This window comes from Arsenophonus endosymbiont of Apis mellifera (genome assembly GCF_903968575.1).
Taxonomy (GTDB): domain Bacteria; phylum Pseudomonadota; class Gammaproteobacteria; order Enterobacterales; family Enterobacteriaceae; genus Arsenophonus; species Arsenophonus apicola.
On record NZ_CAJCFU010000078.1, the window covers coordinates 18,563 to 39,659 of the forward strand.

The 21,097-nt window shown below is 37.5% G+C and carries 19 protein-coding genes and 2 pseudogenes; 3 read left to right on the forward strand and 18 right to left on the reverse strand.

From position 1 onward, the window contains the following. Window positions 1-40: 40 nt before the first annotated feature. The 6 genes and pseudogenes from aroL to gpt form a co-directional block, all read right to left on the reverse strand. Window positions 41-562: a shikimate kinase AroL gene (gene aroL, locus H1X92_RS12700; RefSeq protein ID WP_180560490.1), complete on the reverse strand. Its 522-nt coding sequence runs from the start codon at window positions 560-562 to the stop codon at window positions 41-43. A 159-nt stretch (window positions 563-721) separates the two neighbouring features. After that, complete coding sequence (proA, locus tag H1X92_RS12705; protein WP_180560667.1) at window positions 722-1,975, reverse strand: glutamate-5-semialdehyde dehydrogenase; 1,254 nt, start codon at window positions 1,973-1,975, stop codon at window positions 722-724. Then, window positions 1,975-3,081, reverse strand: a complete 1,107-nt coding sequence (gene proB, locus H1X92_RS12710; RefSeq protein WP_441293618.1) for a glutamate 5-kinase — start codon at window positions 3,079-3,081, stop codon at window positions 1,975-1,977. Before proB ends, proA begins: the two co-directional genes overlap by 1 nt. Window positions 3,082-3,215: 134 nt before the next feature. Further along, entirely contained in the window at window positions 3,216-3,605 is a 390-nt protein-coding gene (gene crl / locus H1X92_RS12715; protein ID WP_180560492.1) for a sigma factor-binding protein Crl, read from the reverse strand. 70 nt (window positions 3,606-3,675) lie between these two features. Continuing rightward, window positions 3,676-4,933 (reverse strand): annotated as a pseudogene (gene frsA, locus H1X92_RS12720) (esterase FrsA). A 109-nt stretch (window positions 4,934-5,042) separates the two neighbouring features. Further along, the gene (gpt, locus tag H1X92_RS12725; RefSeq protein WP_180560493.1) at window positions 5,043-5,504 is read right to left on the reverse strand and encodes a xanthine phosphoribosyltransferase; all 462 of its coding nucleotides are present in this window, start codon (window positions 5,502-5,504) and stop codon (window positions 5,043-5,045) included. A 238-nt stretch (window positions 5,505-5,742) separates the two neighbouring features. Here gpt and H1X92_RS12730 point away from each other — a divergent pair, with 238 nt between their 5' ends. Then, window positions 5,743-7,203, forward strand: a complete 1,461-nt coding sequence (locus tag H1X92_RS12730) for an aminoacyl-histidine dipeptidase (RefSeq protein WP_180560494.1) — start codon at window positions 5,743-5,745, stop codon at window positions 7,201-7,203. Between the two features lie 31 nt (window positions 7,204-7,234). On the opposite strand, the pseudogene dinB reads toward H1X92_RS12730, so the two are convergent. Continuing rightward, window positions 7,235-8,289, reverse strand: a pseudogene (gene dinB, locus H1X92_RS12735) (DNA polymerase IV). Between the two features lie 171 nt (window positions 8,290-8,460). Beyond that, the gene (locus H1X92_RS12740) at window positions 8,461-9,534 is read right to left on the reverse strand and encodes a C45 family autoproteolytic acyltransferase/hydolase (protein ID WP_180560495.1); all 1,074 of its coding nucleotides are present in this window, start codon (window positions 9,532-9,534) and stop codon (window positions 8,461-8,463) included. A 702-nt stretch (window positions 9,535-10,236) separates the two neighbouring features. Here H1X92_RS12740 and H1X92_RS12745 point away from each other — a divergent pair. After that, window positions 10,237-11,106 carry a glycerophosphodiester phosphodiesterase family protein gene (locus H1X92_RS12745; RefSeq protein WP_233458164.1) on the forward strand — a complete coding sequence of 290 codons (870 nt, stop codon included), beginning with the start codon at window positions 10,237-10,239 and terminating at the stop codon, window positions 11,104-11,106. Window positions 11,107-11,154: 48 nt separating this feature from the next. Here the strand turns inward: H1X92_RS12745 and nqrM are convergent, their stop codons facing one another. The 8 genes from nqrM to H1X92_RS12785 form a co-directional block, all read right to left on the reverse strand. Continuing rightward, the gene (gene nqrM / locus H1X92_RS12750) at window positions 11,155-11,382 is read right to left on the reverse strand and encodes a (Na+)-NQR maturation NqrM (RefSeq protein WP_180560497.1); all 228 of its coding nucleotides are present in this window, start codon (window positions 11,380-11,382) and stop codon (window positions 11,155-11,157) included. A gap of 12 nt (window positions 11,383-11,394) precedes the next feature. Then, window positions 11,395-12,426 (reverse strand): FAD:protein FMN transferase, encoded by a 1,032-nt coding sequence (locus H1X92_RS12755; RefSeq protein WP_180560498.1) that lies wholly within the window; start codon window positions 12,424-12,426, stop codon window positions 11,395-11,397. A gap of 68 nt (window positions 12,427-12,494) precedes the next feature. Further along, on the reverse strand, window positions 12,495-13,721 hold the full coding sequence (gene nqrF, locus H1X92_RS12760) for an NADH:ubiquinone reductase (Na(+)-transporting) subunit F (RefSeq protein ID WP_180560499.1): 1,227 nt from the start codon (window positions 13,719-13,721) through the stop codon (window positions 12,495-12,497). A gap of 15 nt (window positions 13,722-13,736) precedes the next feature. Next, window positions 13,737-14,333, reverse strand: a complete 597-nt coding sequence (gene nqrE / locus H1X92_RS12765; protein WP_180560500.1) for an NADH:ubiquinone reductase (Na(+)-transporting) subunit E — start codon at window positions 14,331-14,333, stop codon at window positions 13,737-13,739. Between the two features lie 8 nt (window positions 14,334-14,341). Beyond that, entirely contained in the window at window positions 14,342-14,971 is a 630-nt protein-coding gene (locus H1X92_RS12770) for an NADH:ubiquinone reductase (Na(+)-transporting) subunit D (protein ID WP_180560501.1), read from the reverse strand. Next, window positions 14,964-15,761 (reverse strand): Na(+)-translocating NADH-quinone reductase subunit C, encoded by a 798-nt coding sequence (locus H1X92_RS12775; protein ID WP_180560502.1) that lies wholly within the window; start codon window positions 15,759-15,761, stop codon window positions 14,964-14,966. Before H1X92_RS12775 ends, H1X92_RS12770 begins: the two co-directional genes overlap by 8 nt. Further along, window positions 15,754-16,992: an NADH:ubiquinone reductase (Na(+)-transporting) subunit B gene (locus H1X92_RS12780; RefSeq protein ID WP_180560503.1), complete on the reverse strand. Its 1,239-nt coding sequence runs from the start codon at window positions 16,990-16,992 to the stop codon at window positions 15,754-15,756. Before H1X92_RS12780 ends, H1X92_RS12775 begins: the two co-directional genes overlap by 8 nt. Window positions 16,993-16,996: 4 nt before the next feature. Next, on the reverse strand, window positions 16,997-18,340 hold the full coding sequence (locus H1X92_RS12785; protein ID WP_180560504.1) for a Na(+)-translocating NADH-quinone reductase subunit A: 1,344 nt from the start codon (window positions 18,338-18,340) through the stop codon (window positions 16,997-16,999). Window positions 18,341-18,765: 425 nt separating this feature from the next. Between H1X92_RS12785 and H1X92_RS12790 the strand changes: the two genes are divergently transcribed. After that, a complete protein-coding gene (locus tag H1X92_RS12790) occupies window positions 18,766-19,518 on the forward strand; it encodes a L,D-transpeptidase family protein (RefSeq protein ID WP_180560505.1) in 753 nt (250 codons plus the stop codon). Here the strand turns inward: H1X92_RS12790 and H1X92_RS12795 are convergent. Both H1X92_RS12795 and lpcA read right to left on the reverse strand, forming a co-directional pair. Next, window positions 19,489-20,256: a class II glutamine amidotransferase gene (locus tag H1X92_RS12795; protein ID WP_180560506.1), complete on the reverse strand. Its 768-nt coding sequence runs from the start codon at window positions 20,254-20,256 to the stop codon at window positions 19,489-19,491. The two genes, H1X92_RS12790 and H1X92_RS12795, sit on opposite strands and share 30 nt — an antisense overlap. A 93-nt stretch (window positions 20,257-20,349) precedes the next feature. Continuing rightward, entirely contained in the window at window positions 20,350-20,928 is a 579-nt protein-coding gene (gene lpcA, locus H1X92_RS12800; RefSeq protein WP_180560668.1) for a D-sedoheptulose 7-phosphate isomerase, read from the reverse strand. Window positions 20,929-21,097 lie beyond the last annotated feature (169 nt).

A 21,097-nucleotide genomic window follows, 5' to 3' on the forward strand; every position in this document is an offset into this window, starting at 1 on the left:
ACATCTATCAGCAAAGATGCCTAACATAGCAAAATTGAGATCATACAAAGTATTTTTTGTCGTTTTGTAAAAAGCGGTCTATTTGGTAAACAATTTCTGTCGTAGGTAAAGCGGCATCAATAATGTAATCAGCGTTATCTAAATAGTAGCCTTCTCGTTCTTTCATTACTTCAACTATCTCTTCTGCTAAAGGTTTACCTGTTAATGTTGGTCGTTGCGAAGTTTCAGGATCAGCAGACAAACGGGTAATCAATACATCTGATGGCGCTTGTAAATAAATAATACAGCCATTTTTTTTCATAAAATCACGATTTTCTTGCAGTAAAATAATGCCGCCACCCGTTGATATCACTGAATTTGGCTGTTGTATTGATCGCAAAACACTGGATTCTAAATCACGAAAGCGAGCCCAACCATCTCGTTCAACTAACTCGGCAATACTTATTTTAGCATTCTGTTTAACTAACCAATCGGTATCAAAAAAATGACACATCCTAAATTCAGCTAACGTTTTTCCTACTGTTGTCTTCCCTGCGCCTCTTGGTCCAATAAGATAAAGCATGTCAAATTGTCCTAATCGAAAATTTATTTAATTAGTCAGAATATATAAGTCAGCTTACAAGCGTGATTTAAAATTTACAAAAGTAAAAATCCTAAATTACCGCGATTAAAATAAAGCCACACAACAACAGTGTGGCGCAAAAAATCGTGAAGTAATAACTCAAGAACGCATTAAATTATCGCCATAACCAATCCATTTATAGGTTGTTAATGCATCTAATCCCATTGGGCCGCGGGCATGAAGTTTCTGCGTACTTACCGCAACCTCCGCACCTAATCCAAATTGCCCACCATCAGTAAATCGTGTACTGGCATTAACATAAACAGCCGCAGAATCAACATGCTGAACAAAATAATCTGCTTGTTGAATTGATTGGGTCAAAATAGCATCAGAATGGGCCGTTCCATAATCCCGAATGTGGGTAATCGCGGCATCAATATCGTTAACGACTTCAACGTTAACATCAAGCGATAACCATTCATCACGGTAATCCTCCTCGATCACTGCAACAACTTTTGCCGGGCTTGATTTTAAATAGGACATTGCATGCCGACTGGCATGTAGTGTCACATTTTGCTCAGCCATTTTCTCAGCCAGTAGCGGTAGAAATGTCGCCGCAATACTTTTATGGACTAATAAAGTTTCTAATGAATTACAAGCACTTGGGCGCTGCACCTTAGCATTGACAATGAGTGGAAGTGCTTTGTCAAAATCAATATGCTGATCGACATAAATATGACAGACACCAATCCCGCCAGTGATAACGGGAATAGTTGATTGTTCACGGCATAGCTTATGTAACCCTGCACCTCCACGCGGGATCAACATGTCTATATAACGATCCATTTTCAGTAATTGTGTGACTAATTTTCTATCTGGATCATCAATAGACTGAACTGCTGCCTGCGGAATAGCATTTTGTTGCAACGCTTGCTGAATAACTTTAACGATTGCTTGATTAGTCTGTGAGGTTTCTTTACCCCCACGTAAAATTACCGCATTACCAGTTTTCAAACATAACGAGGCAACATCGATCGTTACATTTGGCCGCGCTTCATAAATAACGCCGATCACACCCAATGGGACACATCGCCGTTGTATATTTAAGCCATTTTCTAATATGCCGCCATCGAGTATACGTCCAACCGGATCAGCTAATTGACATACCTTTCTTACATCATTTGCAATGGCAGCTAATCGCTCGACAGTTAGCAATAATCTGTCTTGCATAGCTGCACTCATATGACTAGCTTTCGCTGCCACCATATCTTGAGCATTCGCGGCTAAAATTGCATCACTCTGTTGTTGCAAGCTATCTGCAATATCCATTAAGACATTATTTTTCTGTTTTGTGTTTAGCCCTGCCAGGTACCATGAAGCCTTTTTAGCCGCTTTGCCTATTTTTTCCAACATCATTTACTCACTATCATATCGTCACGGTGCACAGCAACAGCGCCATACTCATAACCCAAAATTTGACTAATTTCTTGCGAATGATGCCCGGCGATTAGGCGTAGAGCATCGCTATTATAATGAGTTACTCCATGAGCTAAATCGTTACCTAATAAATTAAGAATAGGCACCACATCGCCGCGCGAAAAATTACCACTAATTTTCTTTATTCCTTTTGGTAATAATGAGCTGCCTTTCTGTTGGATCGCCAGAGCAGCTCCCTCATCAACAACAATTTCACCCGCCAAAGGCGCACCAAAAATCCACCGTTTTCGGTTTTCCATTGGCGTTTTTAAGCGATGAAATTTTGTTCCTACCTGCTGACCTTCGAGCACATTTGCGATCACATTAGGCTTATCACCGGCGGCAATAACGACTTCTATTCCTGCTCGACTCGCAATACCTGCGGCTTGCAGCTTTGTTGCCATTCCACCGGTGCCTAAACCGCTGACACTATCACCGGCAATGCATTTTAGTTCATCATTAATATCATGAACTTCAGTGATTAATTGTGCATTTGGATTGTGGCGGGGGNCTGCGGTACATAGTCCCTCAATATCCGTTAATAATAGTAACTTATCCGCATTAGCTAAAATTGCAACCAATGCCGATAAATTATCATTATCACCAACTTTAATTTCGGCTGTCGCAACGGCATCATTTTCATTGATAACCGGAATAATACAGTTATCCAGTAAGGCTTGTAATGTATCTCGTGCATTTAAAAAACGTTCACGATCTTCAATATCTGCTCGGGTTAATAACATCTGACCAATATGAATACCATAAATTGAAAATAATCGTTCCCAAAGCTGGATCAGATGAATTTGCCCAACCGCGGCAAGCAATTGTTTCGAGGCAATTGTCTCAGGTAATGTTGGATAACCTAAATGTGCTCGACCCGCCGTAATGGCACCCGAAGTAACAATAACAATCTGGTGACCTTTTTCATACTGCTGTGCACATTGCCTTACTAATTCAACAATACGCGCCTGATCGAGACAAAGCGAACCACCCGTTAATACACTTGTTCCTAATTTTATCACCAAAGTTTGGCTGTTGTTCATCATACTTCTGCTATTAACTCTCTATAACAATAAAAATTTAGCTATCAGTTTTATCAAGTAAGAAGCGTTATGCCAACCGGCATAACGCAATTTTAGTGAAAAGTTGATTTTACAATAGCTGCAAATAATACAAACTATAAATTAATTGCAACCATTTTGGGGCAAGGGGTTAATGTTAGTTCCAATGTATTCAGTGAATCACTTAAACGTTTATGGAACTCTTGCAATGTATCTTCAAGTGACTTGATAATGTTTGATTTGTTAATTTCGATATGCTGCCAATTACCGGCTTTATCAAACATACCTAATTTATAATGATATACAAATCCGTTAAGTTCTCGTCTTAATTCCAACCACCATCCCCAAAATTCACGCTTTTCTGGAGCAGTTTTTGCATTAACACAAATAGCAAGACAATCGAAAAAAAAGAGATCATCCTGACATTGAGATTCACGGAGATAAGGTCCTAACCTGGTAAAATGCTTCAATAATTTACTTTTAGAATAATTTGAAGTTAAAGCCATAATAAGGATCTCCTTGTTGTTAAGCTACCTTTTTAGCAAATAAGGAAAAATAATCAAGTAATCACAACAATTATTCAATTTTGCTTTTCAGCCAACTCACTACGGCTGAAAGTGACTGATGAAAATTTTGATATAACGGCTTGGTGGGTAAGGTCAATAGCTTACCTTCAATGGAGGAGCGCACGATAAGCAATGCGTCTTCCTTAGGGCTGAAAACATCATTTTGCCAATTAACTACCATAAATGGTACAGGACAACGACGCCCCAACAATCCCTTTTTTTAATGAGTAACAACTAAGCTCTGAACGTAAAACTGCTTCATCTACCTGATAAAAGCCTAGTCGACTGGCAAAGATATCAATATTCATTACCGGTATTTGATCCTGATATTTTTGCTCATTAAATAAGCTATGAACAATTGGCCCTGAAACTGCAACACCTTTTAAGCGCTTGGGCTCTAAATAAGCTAAACGAAGCGCAATATTGGCGCCAAAACGCAAACCAATTACCCCTATTCGAGTATGATCGATCCATGGAATATTCGCCAATTGATTAAGTACCTGTTGATGCAGCGCGCTAGTATCCTGAGAAAGGATATATTTAATAGAATAGCTAATTGATGGCATATCTAAGGTTAACATAGCAAACCCCTGCGGCGCTAAATATTGGCTGAAAAGGCGATAATAATCTAGTTGCAAACTATCTAATGTGCCGCAAACTAAAATTGTAGGACACGGGCCTTGGCTGGTATTAGGTAAATGTAAAAAACCAATCACCTCTTTTTTACCACCCTCTATTTTGAAAGAAATTTTTTTTAGTCTAAAATCGGTCAATTGCGCAGCATTTTCATAAGCTTTATTGGCTAATAATACCGCTTGTTCGGCAAGATGATCACCTTTAAGATGCGGATAAGCGGCAATACTATATAAATTAGCTGCTCGTAACCAAGCCTGGCTAGCTGCTATTTTGGTTGGTAATTGAAGCGCTTTTTTCTGCCAAACCATTGCCTGTTGTGACCATTCATAAGTCCAATTTCCTGGCTGATAACCAATTACGGTATCGAGTAAATTTTCACAGCTACGAACACGATTATTTGCCGCAATTCGACTTAGTACCGCTTCAATCTCCAACCCATCGTTGCCACGCCAAATCCATATTAGCCGGTTAATCATACGATACCAGCTAACATAACTGGTGCCTTCGAATGTTGAGCTATGCTTCAATAAGTGGGTTTTAGGTACACTATAAGTCACCAGAACAGAGGTCTCAGTTTGTTTCAATTTTGATTTAGGCTTAAACAGCTTTTCTGACAGATTTTTTTCACTCATATCGACCTTATTCTGTTAAAAAACTTCAGCAATAAAAAAGGGATGCGAATAGCATCCCCTATATCATATACTTTATTTAGTGATTAAAGCGAAATAAATAAAACAATTATTATTGTTCACAAAGCGGCTTAATAAAAACCTCTTTTTCCATATCCCAAGGCTGTTCTATCCAGGTATTTTGCGGTATATCAATAACATAATTATCAACTAATGGACGCCCCGCGGGTTTTGCAAAAATAGTCACAAAATAGCCTTTAGGAAACATATCCCTGATAGCTTGTGCTGTCCCGCCGGTATCGACCAAATCGTCGACAACAATATAACCTTCACCATCACCTTCCACTCGCTTGATAACTTTGAGTTCTCTTTGGTTATTATGGTCGTAGCTTGAAATACAGACAGTATCGATATGGCGTAAACCTAATTCACGAGCAAGAATAGCACTTGGAACAAGCCCACCGCGGCTAACAGCAATAATGCCTTTCCATTGCTTGGCAGGTAATAAGCGTTGTGCCAAAGTACGGGCATGCATTTGCAACATATCCCATGTTACGATGTATTTTTCACTCATAAAATTCTGATCCTAACGACTAGAGACTATTTTAGCAAAGCACATTAGTGGAAAAAATATTGCGCGAGATTATAGTGATTTGTCATAACAAAAACCAGAAATTAATTAATATTATCACAATTAACTAAAGGCATAGATGTCAGAAGGTGATATTCTGATTAATAAAATAAATAATATTTACCAAGACGGTAGAATTAATTAGCAATCTTAATAATACGGTAGTAATAGGAGATAAAACGTGTCTGAGCTTTCACAACTTACACCACAGCCGCTTTGGGATATATTTGCACAAATTTGTGCAATTCCTCATCCATCTGGACATGAGGAAGCACTTGCTTCTTATATTATGCAATGGGCAGAGAGAAAAAAACTTAGTGTTGAACGCGATAAGGTCGGTAATATTCTTATTCGCAAACCGGCAACTGTCGGCTTGGAAAATCTCCTGCCGGTTGTTCTTCAAGCCCATTTGGATATGGTGCCACAAAAAAACAGTGATATTCAGCACGATTTTACGCAGGATCCTATCCGTCCCTACGTAGATAATGAGTGGGTAAAAGCGCAAGGTACCACATTAGGTGCAGATAATGGTATCGGTATGGCTTCCGCTTTAGCCGTACTGGATGATGAGAATGTCAAACATGGCCCGCTAGAAGTTTTACTCACCATGACAGAAGAAACCGGTATGGTTGGGGCGTTTGGCATACAGCCAAATTGGTTACAAGCGGATATTCTGATCAATACCGATTCGGAACAAGAAGGCGAGATCTACATGGGTTGCGCCGGCGGCGTTGATTTTACTACCACCTTTACATTGGCAAGAGAAGCTATTCCTGCTAATCATAAAGTATACAAAATAACACTAAAAGGGTTAACTGGTGGTCATTCGGGTGGTGATATTCATTTAGGATTAGCGAATGCCAATAAACTATTGGCACGTTTTCTCGCAGCCCATGCGAGTGAATTACAATTAAAGCTCATTCATATTCAAGGTGGTAGTTTACGTAATGCGATCCCACGTGAGAGTGAAGCGATTGTTGCAGTGCCAATATCAGTAGCGGCTAATTTAGAAACCAGCAAAAATCACTATCTAGCACTACTAAAATCAGAATTTGCCGCAATTGAAAAAAACTTAATTATTACCCTTGCTGAGACAACAACAGAATTATTAGCACTATCCGTGGATTGCCAATCTCGTTTATTACACTTTCTCAATGCTGCGCCTAATGGGGTTATTCGGATGAGCGACGAAATAAAAGATGTTGTTGAAACCTCACTCAATACTGGCGTTGTTGATATGGATGAAAAAAAGGCCGAAATTACTTTTTTAATTCGCTCATTAATCGAAACGGGCAAAGATTATGTCGTTAATATGCTGACATCATTATCGATGCTTGCCGGGGCAGAATTTAAACATAAAGGCAGCTATCCTGGCTGGAAACCCGATCCGCAATCGCCCGTCATGGCACTTGTTAGCAACACCTATCAGCAACTATTTGGTAAAGCTCCAAAGATCATGGTGATCCATGCTGGTTTAGAATGTGGGCTATTTAAAAAACCTTACCCGCAAATGGATATGGTCTCCATTGGGCCAACGATATATGGTGCCCATTCACCCGACGAACGCGCCAATATTAAAAGTGTCGCTAAATATTGGCAGTTGTTAACATCCGTACTCAAATCAATACCTGAGAAAAGTTAGCACTCATTGCAGGCTAAACTTAGCCTGCTTTTCACCAATTCAGTATTAACTGCTTTTCTAATTGTGGATTTTGTAAAGTGACATGCAGTCCAACTAATCTAACTCCACGATCCGCTCGCCTTTGTTGCCAAATCTGTTGCGCTATTTGAATAAGATCAGCTTTACTTAAAATTGGATAACTATGCTCTTGAGTCGTTAATTGAAAATCAGCAAATTTCATCTTAACCCCTTGACTGGCAATGCTAAGCTCCGGTTTAATTTTTGCTAATCGGCTCTCAAGCTCTGGGTAGAGTCGTTCAATAATTTTCATACAGTCATCCCATTGATAAATATCTTTAGCAACCGTCCGCTCTACCCCAATTGATTTGCGTAAACGCTCACTATTAATCCTACGCTGATCTACGCCATGGCTAAGATCCCATAAAACTTGACCAAACTTACCTAATTCTTTCACTAATCTAATTAAATCAAATTGTTGTATATCGCCGCAGGTTTCCAACCCCATTTTTTGTAACCGTTGTGCAGTAACTTTACCCACCCCAGGAATTTTCTTAATGGTAATGGATAAATAAAATTGGCCACTTGCTCAGGCGTAATAACATATTGGCCATTGGGTTTATTCATATCAGAAGCAATTTTAGCGAGAAATTTGACTGGTGCGATACCGGCTGATGCGGTAAGCGATAATTCATTAAAAATTCGCTGTCTAATTGCATTAGCTATTAATGTTGCGGAACCGTGATAATGGGGACTATTGGTCACATCAAGATAAGCTTCATCTAAAGAAATAGGCTCAACTAAGTGGGTAAAATCGAGCAGAATTTGCCGTATCTGCCATGATATTTTTTTATATAAGGACATGCGGCCAGGAATGATTTTCAATTGTGGGCAATGTTTAAGTGCTAAAGCTGTAGACATCGCACTATGCACGCCATAACGTCGAGCTAAATAATTGGCTGTACTAACTACCCCACGACGATCGGCTCTACCTCCAATCGCTAGCGGAATAGTGCGCAAAGAAGGATTGTCACGCATTTCTATGGCTGCATAAAAGCAATCCATATCAATATGGATAATTTTGCGCACCACTTCCTGCTCCTGACAATGCTGTTTAAATAAACAGTATAGTAAGAATTTTATTAAGCGTAAATAAAAAACTCAATCACAATAACAGCTCAATCCAATAATAGGATTTTGGCCATAAAATACTTGATTAAAATAGCGTATTACTTTTTTTAGATTTAATAATTTTTCTTGTTAGAAAGAAAGATAACCGGTTTGAGATAATTGATAAGGATTGCCAGCTGCATATTTTAATATACCATTTTTAGTATTAATACTTATTGTTAATAAAGTTTGCCAACGCTCTGTATCCGGTTGCGAACTGTTAGGCAGAAAACAAATTGGTGATTGCTCCCCTTCGGGACCACACATTGCAGCCGCGCGCGCCATAGTGCTTTTATTTTTCATATCACTAGATACGCTTTTTAGATGTTGATAACGTTTATAAGTCGTATCATCAGTAGTACCTTCCCCCGAAACCAATTCAGACGCTAGAAAATGATTAGTATGAAGTAACCAATTATTTTGTTGTGGGTAAACAATCGCTGACCGAAATGGACTTAACTCAATACTTACGGCTCGGCATCGTGCTGCCTGATGGCAAAATACACTTAATACTGACGACGCACTTACTTGCGCAGAACATGCTAAAGCGATAGCCTCTTCTACGGTTGTTGCTTCTTCTAATATTCGGCGAGCTACTGCATGTACAGGCACACCACCAGAATCATTGTCACTTGTATGATGTAAGATATTAAAATGTAAACCTAATCCAGCACTGTTAACACCAATTTTAGCTAACATACCAAATTCAGTAAAAAGCTTAAATTGCATCCCTTTTCTATTCTGTAATTGAATCATCAACCCATTAGGCGCTAAAACATCATGCCAATCCCAGGTTTGCATGGTTTGCGGCATATTAATATCAGGAGCTGTATAAATTGCGGTAGAGCATTCACTAGCATAGGATGTTGACTTTGTTGATAAAATTTCAGTGCGTGCATTTAAACTTGCTAGATACCAAATCGGAAGATTAGCTCCCATAGCTGTTGCTTCAATTTCACTTACCAAATCCGGACACCAATATTCCAGGGCAGCCAAACTATTTTCTCCAATTCTTTTCACCTGATCGCCAGTTATACCAATACGAGAAAAAAAATCCAAATAAAGCATTACCGTCTGTTTTATTTGCGGCGCCCAATATTCACCAATCTGTTTTCCTCGACAAAAAGGATCCTTTACCACGTTATTAAACGTATAAACTTTCATGATTAATAGCCTTTTTAATTAAAAAATAATTTAAATAATAGTAGTTAATATTATTCCTTAATTTAAAAAATTTAATAATACTATTTTACTATTATCTATAAACCAATAAGTCGATTTGAAATATTATAATTATAATATCCTATTTTATATTAAGCGATAGCTATTTTCATTATTAATAAAATAAAATAAATTTAAATTAAAAATGACAGAATATAGAAAGAAAAAAATTTTGTAATTTATTATTCAAACTTTATTAAAGAATAATTTCTAATTATAATTTTTAATTATTTTTACAAACAAGAAGGATAAAAAATTCCCATCAATATAACATATAAAAAATTAAGGTATTCTCATATAATATGACGATAAAATAAATTTATTTTATGATGATATTATAACTAATTTTATCTAATAGATAATAAACTCTATTACACCAACTTATCATTAAAAAGATAAAATAATTTAAAATAATATATACTATTCTAACTGACAATAGAAAAAATTATTTAGCCAGAAAATAAATTTCGATATTATAATTAAAAAAATAAATAATTTTATAAACAACATAAAGCTAAGTTATATTTTTATATTTACGATAAAAAATAATAAAAATCTGCTATATTAATTTATATTTAATCGGTAGCTTTTAATAATAAAATTAATTGATAATATTTTTCATACACACAACTTATGGAGAAGATAATGCATAAAAGTATCACCGCCGTACTACTTTTGCTCTGTTCAGTGACTGCCTTAGCAAATTCACCGAAAATTGTTGCCCATCGTGGAGGAACTGCCGATGCGCCAGAAAATACCATTTATGCTATCGATCAGGCATTGAAAAATGGCGCAGATAAAATATGGATCACCGTGCAACTTTCCAGTGATAAAGTGCCCATATTATATCGCCCATCTGATTTAAATACATTAACCAATAAAAGCGGCCCGGTTTCCTCTTACCGTGCACAGCAACTTATGAAAGCGGATGCTGGATACCGTTTTGGTTCCCGTCATAACCATCTTTATTGCAATAAAGGTATTGTCATTCCTACATTAAAACAAGTACTGCAACAGTTTCGGGCGACCGATTTCTATATCGATCTGAAATCTCCCGATGCCGATCCTTACGAACAAGCACAAGCGATTGAAAAAGTATTAAAAGAAGAAAAAGCTTTTCGGCGTACTCGCTTTTATTCTACCAACGAAGCTTTCTTAAATGCTTTATCTGATCATATCCAACGTTTTGAAAGTCGTGATGAAACCCGTGATATTCTGGCAAATATTACTATGAATCATCATTGTTTGATTGATAAAAGAATTAATACTCAGCGCTGGTATGGACTGGAACTACGGCGTAAAGTAGAAGTTGTCGAAAAATATACTCTTGGAGAAGCGCGTTCATCATCCGATTTAGTTTGGGATCATGAAGCAATGAAATGTTTTCGTGCTAGCGGCGGAGCACATATCGTTTTATTTGGCATAAAAGATGAAGCTGACTATCAACTAGCTAAAGAACTAGGCGCAGACGAAGTTATGGTCGATTCGCCTAAATATTTTAAAAATATAAAATAATCATAATATTAATAACCTCGTTATTACTATTAATAACGAGATTTTTTATTAAATAATACGGTTGTTCATCTGTTGTTGCTTTTGACAATTTTCCCTGGCCATACGCTTCTTACGAAGATCACATGGCTGCGGGCAATCACAAACTTTTTCAATGCCTATACTACTTAACCCACCACAACTTCCTTGAATTTCCTTGCGTTTAAAAATATATCCAAGAGACATAGCAATAAAAGCAAGTATGAAAAAAGCTAAAGTAGCAATAAATACTGTTAACATAATGTGACTCCGTTACATCCTTTTTACCAAATAAGGTTTAAATGCCGAACTATAACGCTCTTCAAAACCTTTATTCGTTGTAACGACCATAAAAACTGGTAAATTCAAACGTTCAGCTAGTTCCATTCCTTTTTCTGCCCCTAGCACATTTAGGCCAGTAGATAAACCATCTGCCATCATGCAAGTTGGGGCGATAACAGTAATAGAAATTAAATTATGAATAATCGGTCTACCGGTCTTCGGATCAATAGTATGTGAATAATAGACACCATCTTGTTCAAAATAATTACGATAGTCTCCAGAGGTAGCAACTGACATATTGCCAGGCTCAATAATTTCTTGTACCGACTGTTCTAGCCCTTTGTCCGAAGGTTTTTCAATCGCAATACGCCACGCTACACCTTTGCCATTATGGCCTTTTGTCCGGACTTCGCCACCAATATCGACCATATAATTATGAATATTTTGTGACTCTAAATATTCTGCTATAACATCAACGCCGTACCCTTTAGCAATAGCTGAAAGATCTATATAGAGTTGAGGTATTTTTTTTATCAGACTATTACCATCAATTGCCAGTTTATCAATACCAATCCATTGTCGACGCAACTCCAGTGTCTCTTCCGGCGGTGATTTAGTTATTCTGCCTTCTGGGCCAAATCCCCATAAATTAACTAATGGCCCAATAGTAATATCGAGTGCGCCATGGGTTAATCTATTAATATGAATTGCTTCTTTAACCACTGTCATCATGGCTAGTGAGACAGGAAATGGTGTATTTACGTGTTGAAATTGATTAAATTGGCTTAATTCAGAGTTAGGGCGATAAGTTGACATCTGATTGTTAACTTCTTCTAAACGGCTATCAATATCGTCACGCAATGTTTCCCAAAAAGGATGAGACGATTGATTAACATACTTAACAACATAGTAAGTTCCCATCGTTTGTCCTTGAATACTCTTTTGCTCTGTCTCAAAGCACCCACAAAGCATAAAAATAGTAGATAAGGTAATGGTCCAATTGAATAATTTATTTTTCAGCATAAAATTTTTTAGAGTATTAAGTCCATATTAACTCAATGATTATACATGAGTTAAAAGACAGGAAAGAATTAACCACCGAAATCATCTAATAAAATATTTTCATCTTCAACGCCTAAATCTTTAAGCATCTTAATAACTGCGGCATTCATCACAGGAGGACCACACATATAAAACTCACAATCCTCTGGCGCTGGGTGATCTTTCAAATAGTTTTCATATAAAACGTTATGAATAAAGCCTGTATACCCTTGCCAATTATCTTCTGGCATTGCATCTGATAGCGCAACATGCCAGGTAAAATTTTTATTTTCAACCGCCAATTGATCAAAATCTTCAACATAAAACATTTCACGTTTTGAACGGGCCCCATACCAAAAACTGATTTTCCGTTTAGAATTTAAGCGCTTTAATTGATCAAAAATATGTGAGCGCATTGGTGCCATACCCGCCCCGCCACCAATAAAAATCATTTCCGCATTGGTATCTTTAGCAAAAAATTCACCAAATGGCCCAGAAATAGTAACTTTATCACCTGGTTTTAATGACCAAATGTAAGAGGACATGATCCCTGGAGGTAAATCTGCGGCTTTTGGCGGTGGTGTTGCTATCCTGACGTTTAACATGATAATTCCATGTTCTTCTGGATAATTTGCCATTGAATAAGCTCTTACTGTCTGCTCTTTTGCTTCAGAGACATAACGAAATAGATTAAATTTATCCCAATCTTCACGATACTCATCAGGCACATCAAAATCAGCATAAGAAACTTTATGTGGCGGACATTCGATCTGAATATAGCCACCTGCCCGAAAAGGGACAACTTCTCCTGCGGGAATTTTTAATTTTAGTTCTTTAATGAAAGTGGCTTTATTCTCATTCGAAATAACTTCACATTCCCATTTTTTTACCCCAAAAATCTCTTCAGGTAATTCAATTTTCAGATCCTGTTTTACATTAACCTGACAAGCCAAACGACATCCTGCTCTGGCTTCGCGTTTATTAATATGGGCCAGTTCAGTAGGCAGGATATCACCGCCACCCTGCTTGATTGTCACCCGACATTGGCCACAAGAACCTCCGCCGCCACAGGCAGATGAAACAAAAATACCCTGATTGGACAACATATTTAATAGCTTATCGCCTGCTGGAGCAGCAAAACTCTTTTTAGGGTCACCATTAACTTCAATTTTTACATCCCCTGTGTTTACTAATCTAGATTTGGCAAATAAAATCATTGCCGTTAGAATCAACACAATTAGGGTAAACATTACGACACCAAGAATAATAATATCCATGAATTATTTTCACCCTTATAACTGTACACCGGAAAAAGACATAAAACCCAATGCCATCAAACCAGTAGTGACAAAGGTGATCCCTAAACCTTTTAAACCCGATGGGATATCAGCATATTTCATTTTTTCACGAATAGATGCCAATAAAACAATGGCTAGCATCCATCCCAATCCTGAACCAAATCCATAAACAATAGATTCACTAAAATTATATTCACGCTGGGCCATAAACGAGACACCACCAAAAATCGCACAATTAACGGTGATCAATGGTAGAAAAATACCTAATGCGTTATAAAGGGCGGGAAAATAACGATTCAAAATCATTTCAAGAATTTGTACTAATGCGGCAATGACACCAATAAAAGTTATGAAATTTAAAAAACTTAAATCAACTCCCTCGATCAGGGCACCATCACGTAAAATGAAATTATAAACTAAATTATTTGCGGGTACGGAAATACCCAGAACAACAGTAACTGCAATACCTAACCCAAAAGCAGTTTTGACATTTTTAGAAACAGCCAAAAATGTACACATACCCAGAAAAAAGGCAAGAGCCATGTTTTCAATAAACACAGCTCGAACAAACAAGCTGATATAATGTTCCATTGCGTCTGTTACTCCTTTTCAACCTGTGAAGGTTTTAATGTGCGCAGTCCCCAAATCAACATACCAATGATGAAAAACGCACTTGGTGCAAGCAGGAACAAGCCATTTGGCTGATACCAACCACCATTCTGAACCGATTGCAGAATAGTAATACCGAATAGTTTACCTGAACCAAATAGTTCTCTTAGGAAACCAACTAAAATTAAAATAGCGCCATATCCCAAACCATTACCTATACCATCCATGAAACTTTCAATTGGTGGCGATTTCATTGCATAAGCTTCCGCTCGTCCCATAACGATACAATTAGTAATAATTAAACCGACAAATACGGAAAGTTGCTTAGAGACTTCATAAGCGTAAGCGCGCAGGATTTGATCAACAACAATAACCAAAGAAGCAATAATTGTCATTTGAGCAATAATTCGCACACTACTAGGAATATAATGACGAATCAATGAGATAAAAAAGCTAGAAAAACCAGTCACTAAGGTCACAGCAATAGCCATTACAAGAGCAGTTTCTAATTTTGTCGTTACCGCTAAAGCCGAACAAACGCCTAAAACTTGCAATGCAATAGGATTATTATCCAATAAAGGTCCAATCAGCACGCGTTTAATCTCTTTACTATCAGCCATGATTTAACTCTCCTTTGCGTACTTTATCCAGAAACGGACCAAAACCATTATTACCCAACCAGAAATCAAACATTTTCTGAATACCGTTTGATGTTAGTGTTGCTCCTGATAGGCCATCGATACTAGAGGGATCATCTATTGCGCCACCACGCACAATTTTTATCGCAGGTTCCCCTTGTTGATTGTAGAGTTTTTTACCAATCCATTGGGCGCGCCATTGTGGATTATCCACTTCTCCACCTAAACCTGGCGTTTCACCATGAGAATAATAAGTTATACCACGTGATGTGATTCCATCTATATCAACAGCGATAAAAGCATACATTACTGACCATAAACCAGAACCATAAACCGGTAAAACAAGTGCCATGGTTTTCCCATGATCATCATTGACTAAATAAATTTCTGCCAGGTTGGCTCTATAACGAATCTTAGCTACATCTTGTTCTGGTGATAATACAATTCGTGTGTCATCATTACGCAGTTGACTATTAAGATCGAAGTTGCCATTACTATTTGATATTTCAGCTGTTTTGAAGTCCAAAATTTTAGCGCTAATACGAGCATTATAAAGAGATTGTATCTCTTTAGCTGACATTTTTGGCTTGAGTAAACCAGCTATATCAAGAATATTACGTTGCTTATCTAATAATTTTTGTGCTTGCTGTCTAGATTTCAAACCGACCGCTGCACCAGATACAACTATTGAACAAACTAAACACAGAATAAATACCACAAGAAATGTTCTGCCGACGCTATCTTTGGGATTTTTTATTTTATCGTTAGCCACGGGCTTTTCTCCGTTTAATATTTGCCTGAACTACCAGATAATCAAACAGAGGCGCAAATAAGTTGGCAAACAAAATCGCCAACATCATTCCTTCCGGATAAGCAGGATTAATGACTCTGATGAGAACACACATCACACCAATCAGCATGCCATATGCCCATTTACCTTCATTAGTAAAAGAGGCCGAAACAGGATCTGTCGCCATAAACATCATGCCAAAAGCAAAACCGCCTAGCACTAAATGCCAGTACCAAGGCATCGCAAATAATGGATTAGTCGATGATCCAATCGCATTAAATAGATAAGACATTGCCATCATACCTATCATCACACCGGCAACGATACGCCACGAAGCTATTCGGCAAAATAAAATCAACGCCCCACCGATTAAGATCATTAAAGTTGAAACTTCACCAATCGAGCCTGGAATATTGCCCAAAAAAGCATCCATCCAAGTCACAGGCTGATGGGTCAAATTATTTATTAGTGCATGATCTCCACCCCTCGCCCATTGTGACAACGGCGTAGCACCAGAGAAACCATCTGTTGCAGTCCAAACTAAATCACCTGAAATTTGAGCTGGATAAGCAAAAAATAGAAATGCACGCCCAGCTAATGCTGGATTTATAAAATTACGTCCAGTACCACCAAAAATTTCTTTCGCCACAACAATACCAAACGTAATACCTAATGCTGCCTGCCAAAGCGGTATAGTAGGCGGTACAATAAGGGCAAACAAAATAGAAGAGACAAAGAAGCCTTCATTGATTTCATTACCACGAATCAATGAAAATAATACTTCCCAAAAACCACCAACTAAAAAAACTACTATATAGATAGGTAAAAAATATACCGCACCAAGCAACATTTTACTTGCCCAGCCAGCCTCTGGTGTTAATGAAGCGCCCAAAAACTGAGCGATGCTATAATGCCAATCGGACACCAGGATCTTCTGCAATTCAGCTTCACTATTTAATTGATAAAGAGCTGGAATCGCTTGTGCGCCGACATTATACATTCCCCAAAACATGGCTGGAAAAACGGACAACCAGACTAGAATCATCATTCGCTTTAGATCAATACTATCACGAACATGCGATCGCCCGTGTGTGATTGTTCCCGGAGTATAAAAAATAGTCGCCACTGCTTCATAGAGCACATAGTATTTTTCTAGTTTTCCACCGGGTTCAAAATGACGTTCATACTTTTCAAATAAATTCTTTAAGCCCATGTAGTTAACCTTCTTGCTCAATTCTGGCCAATACCTTACGTAGTACAGGACCATACTCATATTTGGCTGGGCAAACATAGGTGCACAGCTCCAAATCTTCCTCATCCAGTTCAAGACAACCAAGTTGCTGAGAGCTGGCTAAATCACCAACAAGCAGATCGCGTAACAAATGGGTGATCATAATATCAAGCGGCATAATGCGTTCATAATTACCAATTGGAACTATAGAACGTTCACTACCATTAGTCGTGGTAGTGAAATTAAACTGTTTATTTTTCAGAAAGTGGCCAAGTGTGGTGCGGGTAATAGTAAACTTATCTATTCCAGGCGCAATCCAGCCAAATAACTCTTTTTCACGTCCTTCACGTAATACCGAAACTTGATTATGGAATCTGCCCAAATAACCTCGTGTATCATCACATTTATTACCCCATAAAATTGACCCTGAGATAATTCTATTTTCTCCTATTTTTAGTTCACCTTCCGTTAATTCGTACAGATCAGCGCCTAAACAAGTCCGAACTAAACGTGGCTTTTTAACTTGAGGTCCTGCCAGTGAGATTACGCGATCCGAATAAAGATGGCCGGTCGTAAAAAGTTTACCAATCGCAATCACGTCTTGATAATTTAAATGCCAGACAGTTTTCTCGGCACTAACCGGCTCTAGAAAATGGATATGGGTGCCGACTAACCCCGCAGGATGTGGGCCAATAAACTGCTTATAAATAATTTGTTCATTACCAGTAAACTTGACTAAGTTACCGTCTCCATGGCAAACATAAATTTTTCCTTCAGTTAATTTAGTCAATACTTTCAAACCATCATTGAATGCCATTTGCTCTTCGGCAATAATCAACAACGGATCCGCCGCCAGTGGACGCGTATCCATCGCCGTAACAAAAATTGCTTTTGGGCTGCTACCTGGTACTGGAGTATGGCTAAAAGGACGCGTTCGCATTGCTGTCCACAAACCTGACTGAAGTAAATTAGCTTCTACTTGTTGATACGTTAATGTATCAAGTTGATTATTATCATAACGATTAAATACAATTTGCTCATCGCCATGAATTTCAATAACAATAGATTGAAGTACTCGGCGTTCACCTCGATTGATTTTTATGATAGTGCCACAAGCCGGGCTGGTAAAAAATACGCCTGGATTTTTCTTATCTTCGAAAAGAATTTGCCCCTTTTTAACTTGCTCACCTTCCTTCACCAACATTGAAGGACGCATCCCTATATACTCTTCACCCAATACTGCAACATGATGAATGACAGGGCTATCCGCTATCACTTGAGCGGGCACTCCTGCAATCGGGAGGTTGAGTCCTTTTTTAATTTTAATCATAAGAATTGCACAAGTTTATCAGTTAAACCCTAAGCTAACGATTTCAAATGAAATCAGATAGCAACCAATAATTAAAAGGCTGTTGAATAATTGAAACAAGCCAGCTAATGAATCCCCACCAATTAATTACAATTTACCTATTATTTTAACGAAGACGATTTTATCAGTTCCCTGGCTTGCTGTCTGATACAACAAGTGATTTAGTTCAAGCAAATAAGAATAAATTTTTTATTATTTTAAGAACAATTCGCAAATAACGATCATTCAAATCATCTTTTTCGATGGATATTAGAATTTTTAGCGAAATAAGCCAAAAATGGCAGGAGACAAAATTATTAATTTTTAATATAAAAAACTACAATACAAATGTATGATTAATATTTATGTACTTTTTTTGTACAATAACTCACTTTTGTATGGAACTTATGAAACGCTCTTTTTTTATTAGCATAGGGATCTTTTCCCTTTTATTTTTTATCAGTAATAGCTACTCAGCGTCAAGGCTATATTATCCATTGGATATCCGTAATAACAGCAAAAAACACTTAAATAATTCACTATTTATTCAAATTTTTAAAGAAGAAAGAGTACTTGAACTCTATACTAAAAATGAAAAAGGGTTATTTTCCTTATTTAAAAGCTATCCAATCTGTAATTTTTCTGGTGGATTAGGGCCTAAAACAAGAGAAGGTGACTTAAAAAGTCCAGAAGGATTTTATCGCATTACACGCTCACAATTAAAACCCAATAGTAAATATTATCGCGCTTTTAATTTAGGTTTTCCTAATGAATATGACCGAGCTCATGGTTATACAGGTGCTTATTTAATGGTACATGGTGGCTGTAGGTCAATTGGCTGCTATGCTATGACTGATCGCTATATAAATGAAATCTATCGTTATGTGGAAAATGCCTTACAGAATGGCCAATATGAAATACAGGTCAATATTTATCCTTTTAAAATGACATCGGCCAATATGAATCGTCACCGGAATTCACGTTACTATATGTTTTGGCAGCAACTGCAACCCGCATATGAATATTTTACTAAAACAAATCAATTGCCGGTAATTAATATTGAACAAGGACAATATTTAGTAAACAAATTTCCTAATCGTCAATCATCGCCAGCTATAGTAGGTGAAAGATTACAGTATGCGCGTGCCCAAATGGAATAAAACAAAACTCCCCGGCTGGATTCGGTGCCAATACTCATTGCCAGTTAGAGGCTGGGTTGCAATCACTGATACGATATCAGTTGTTTGAGTATGTTGCTGAAAATCGATTTCAATATCGTTATCAAGCAACCTTGCCTTACCAAAAGGTGCTTTGCGTGTAAGCCAATGCAAATTAGTCGCGCAATAGGCCATCATGTATCGTCCATCGGAAATCAACATATTAAATACCCCCATTAGCTTTAATTGATCAGCCAGTTTGGCAATAAATCGATATACAGTTAACCAGTTAGCCGGTTTTTTAGGATATTTTTCTGAAAGTTGATTTAACATCCAACAAAATACCCACTCACTATCTGTCGCTCCAATTGGCCGATAATGCCCTACTGCTAATTTTTTATAACCTTTAAGTTGGCCGTTGTGAGCATAAGTCCAATTTTTTCCCCATAGTTCTCTGGTAAAAGGATGGGTGTTTTCTAATAAAACATCACCTCGATTTGCCTGGCGAATATGCGCAATAACTGCTTCTGACTTAATCGGATACTCTTGTACAAAGCGCGCAATTGGCGACTGATAACAAGGCTTAGGATCTTTAAATGTTCGGCATCCTCGACCTTCATAAAAAGTGATCCCCCAACCATCTTTATGTGGCCCTGTCTGGCCTCCTCGAGAGATAAGACCACTTAAACTAAAATTAATATCTGTCGGGACATTAGCATTCATACCGAGTAATTCACACATAATGCCTCCTTTATGCCAGAATGAAATTGCTAAATTCAAACATTATCATGTAAAATAAATGCCTTACCCATCCGGCAATATTGTATAGCAATACTATTTTACCATCTCTTTCTCTATTAACTGAATTAAGATATGGATCACTTTAATATGAATTTCTTGGATCCGATCGGCATAGCCAAAATGAGGTACACGGATCTCAATATCAGCGGTTCCTGCCATTTTTCCACCTTCTTTACCTGTCAGTATAATCACTTGCATTCCTTTCGCACGCGCAACCTCGATTGCCTTAATGATATTGCCAGAATTACCTGATGTGGAAAGCGCAAAGAGTATATCTCCTTCTTTACCCACAGCTTCTATATAGCGAGAAAAAACATAGTCATAGCCAAAGTCATTACCAACGCAGGAGAGATGACTAACATCGGAAATCGCAATGGCAGGATAACCTGGCCGATTTTCCCGATAACGTCCAGTTAATTCTTCGGCAAAATGCATGGCATCACAATGCGAACCACCATTGCCACAAGATATTACTTTTCCTCCCGCTTTAAAGGCATTTGCCAACATAATCGCGGCTTGCTCAATCGCTTCGATATTTTCTTTGTTATTAAGAAAATTCTTCAATGTAACCGCCGCTTCTTCTAATTCAGCACAAATAAGCTCCTGATACATCATTTTTACTCCTAATAAAATATTATTTTTTTCAACAATCCCAGTGTAACGGATTAAACTTTATGAAAGAAGTATCAAAGATACTTATCATAACTAAGTTAAGTTCAATAAATAATTTGTGAACTACATTGTAATTAACATGTAAAAATATTGATAAATAAAATTACAT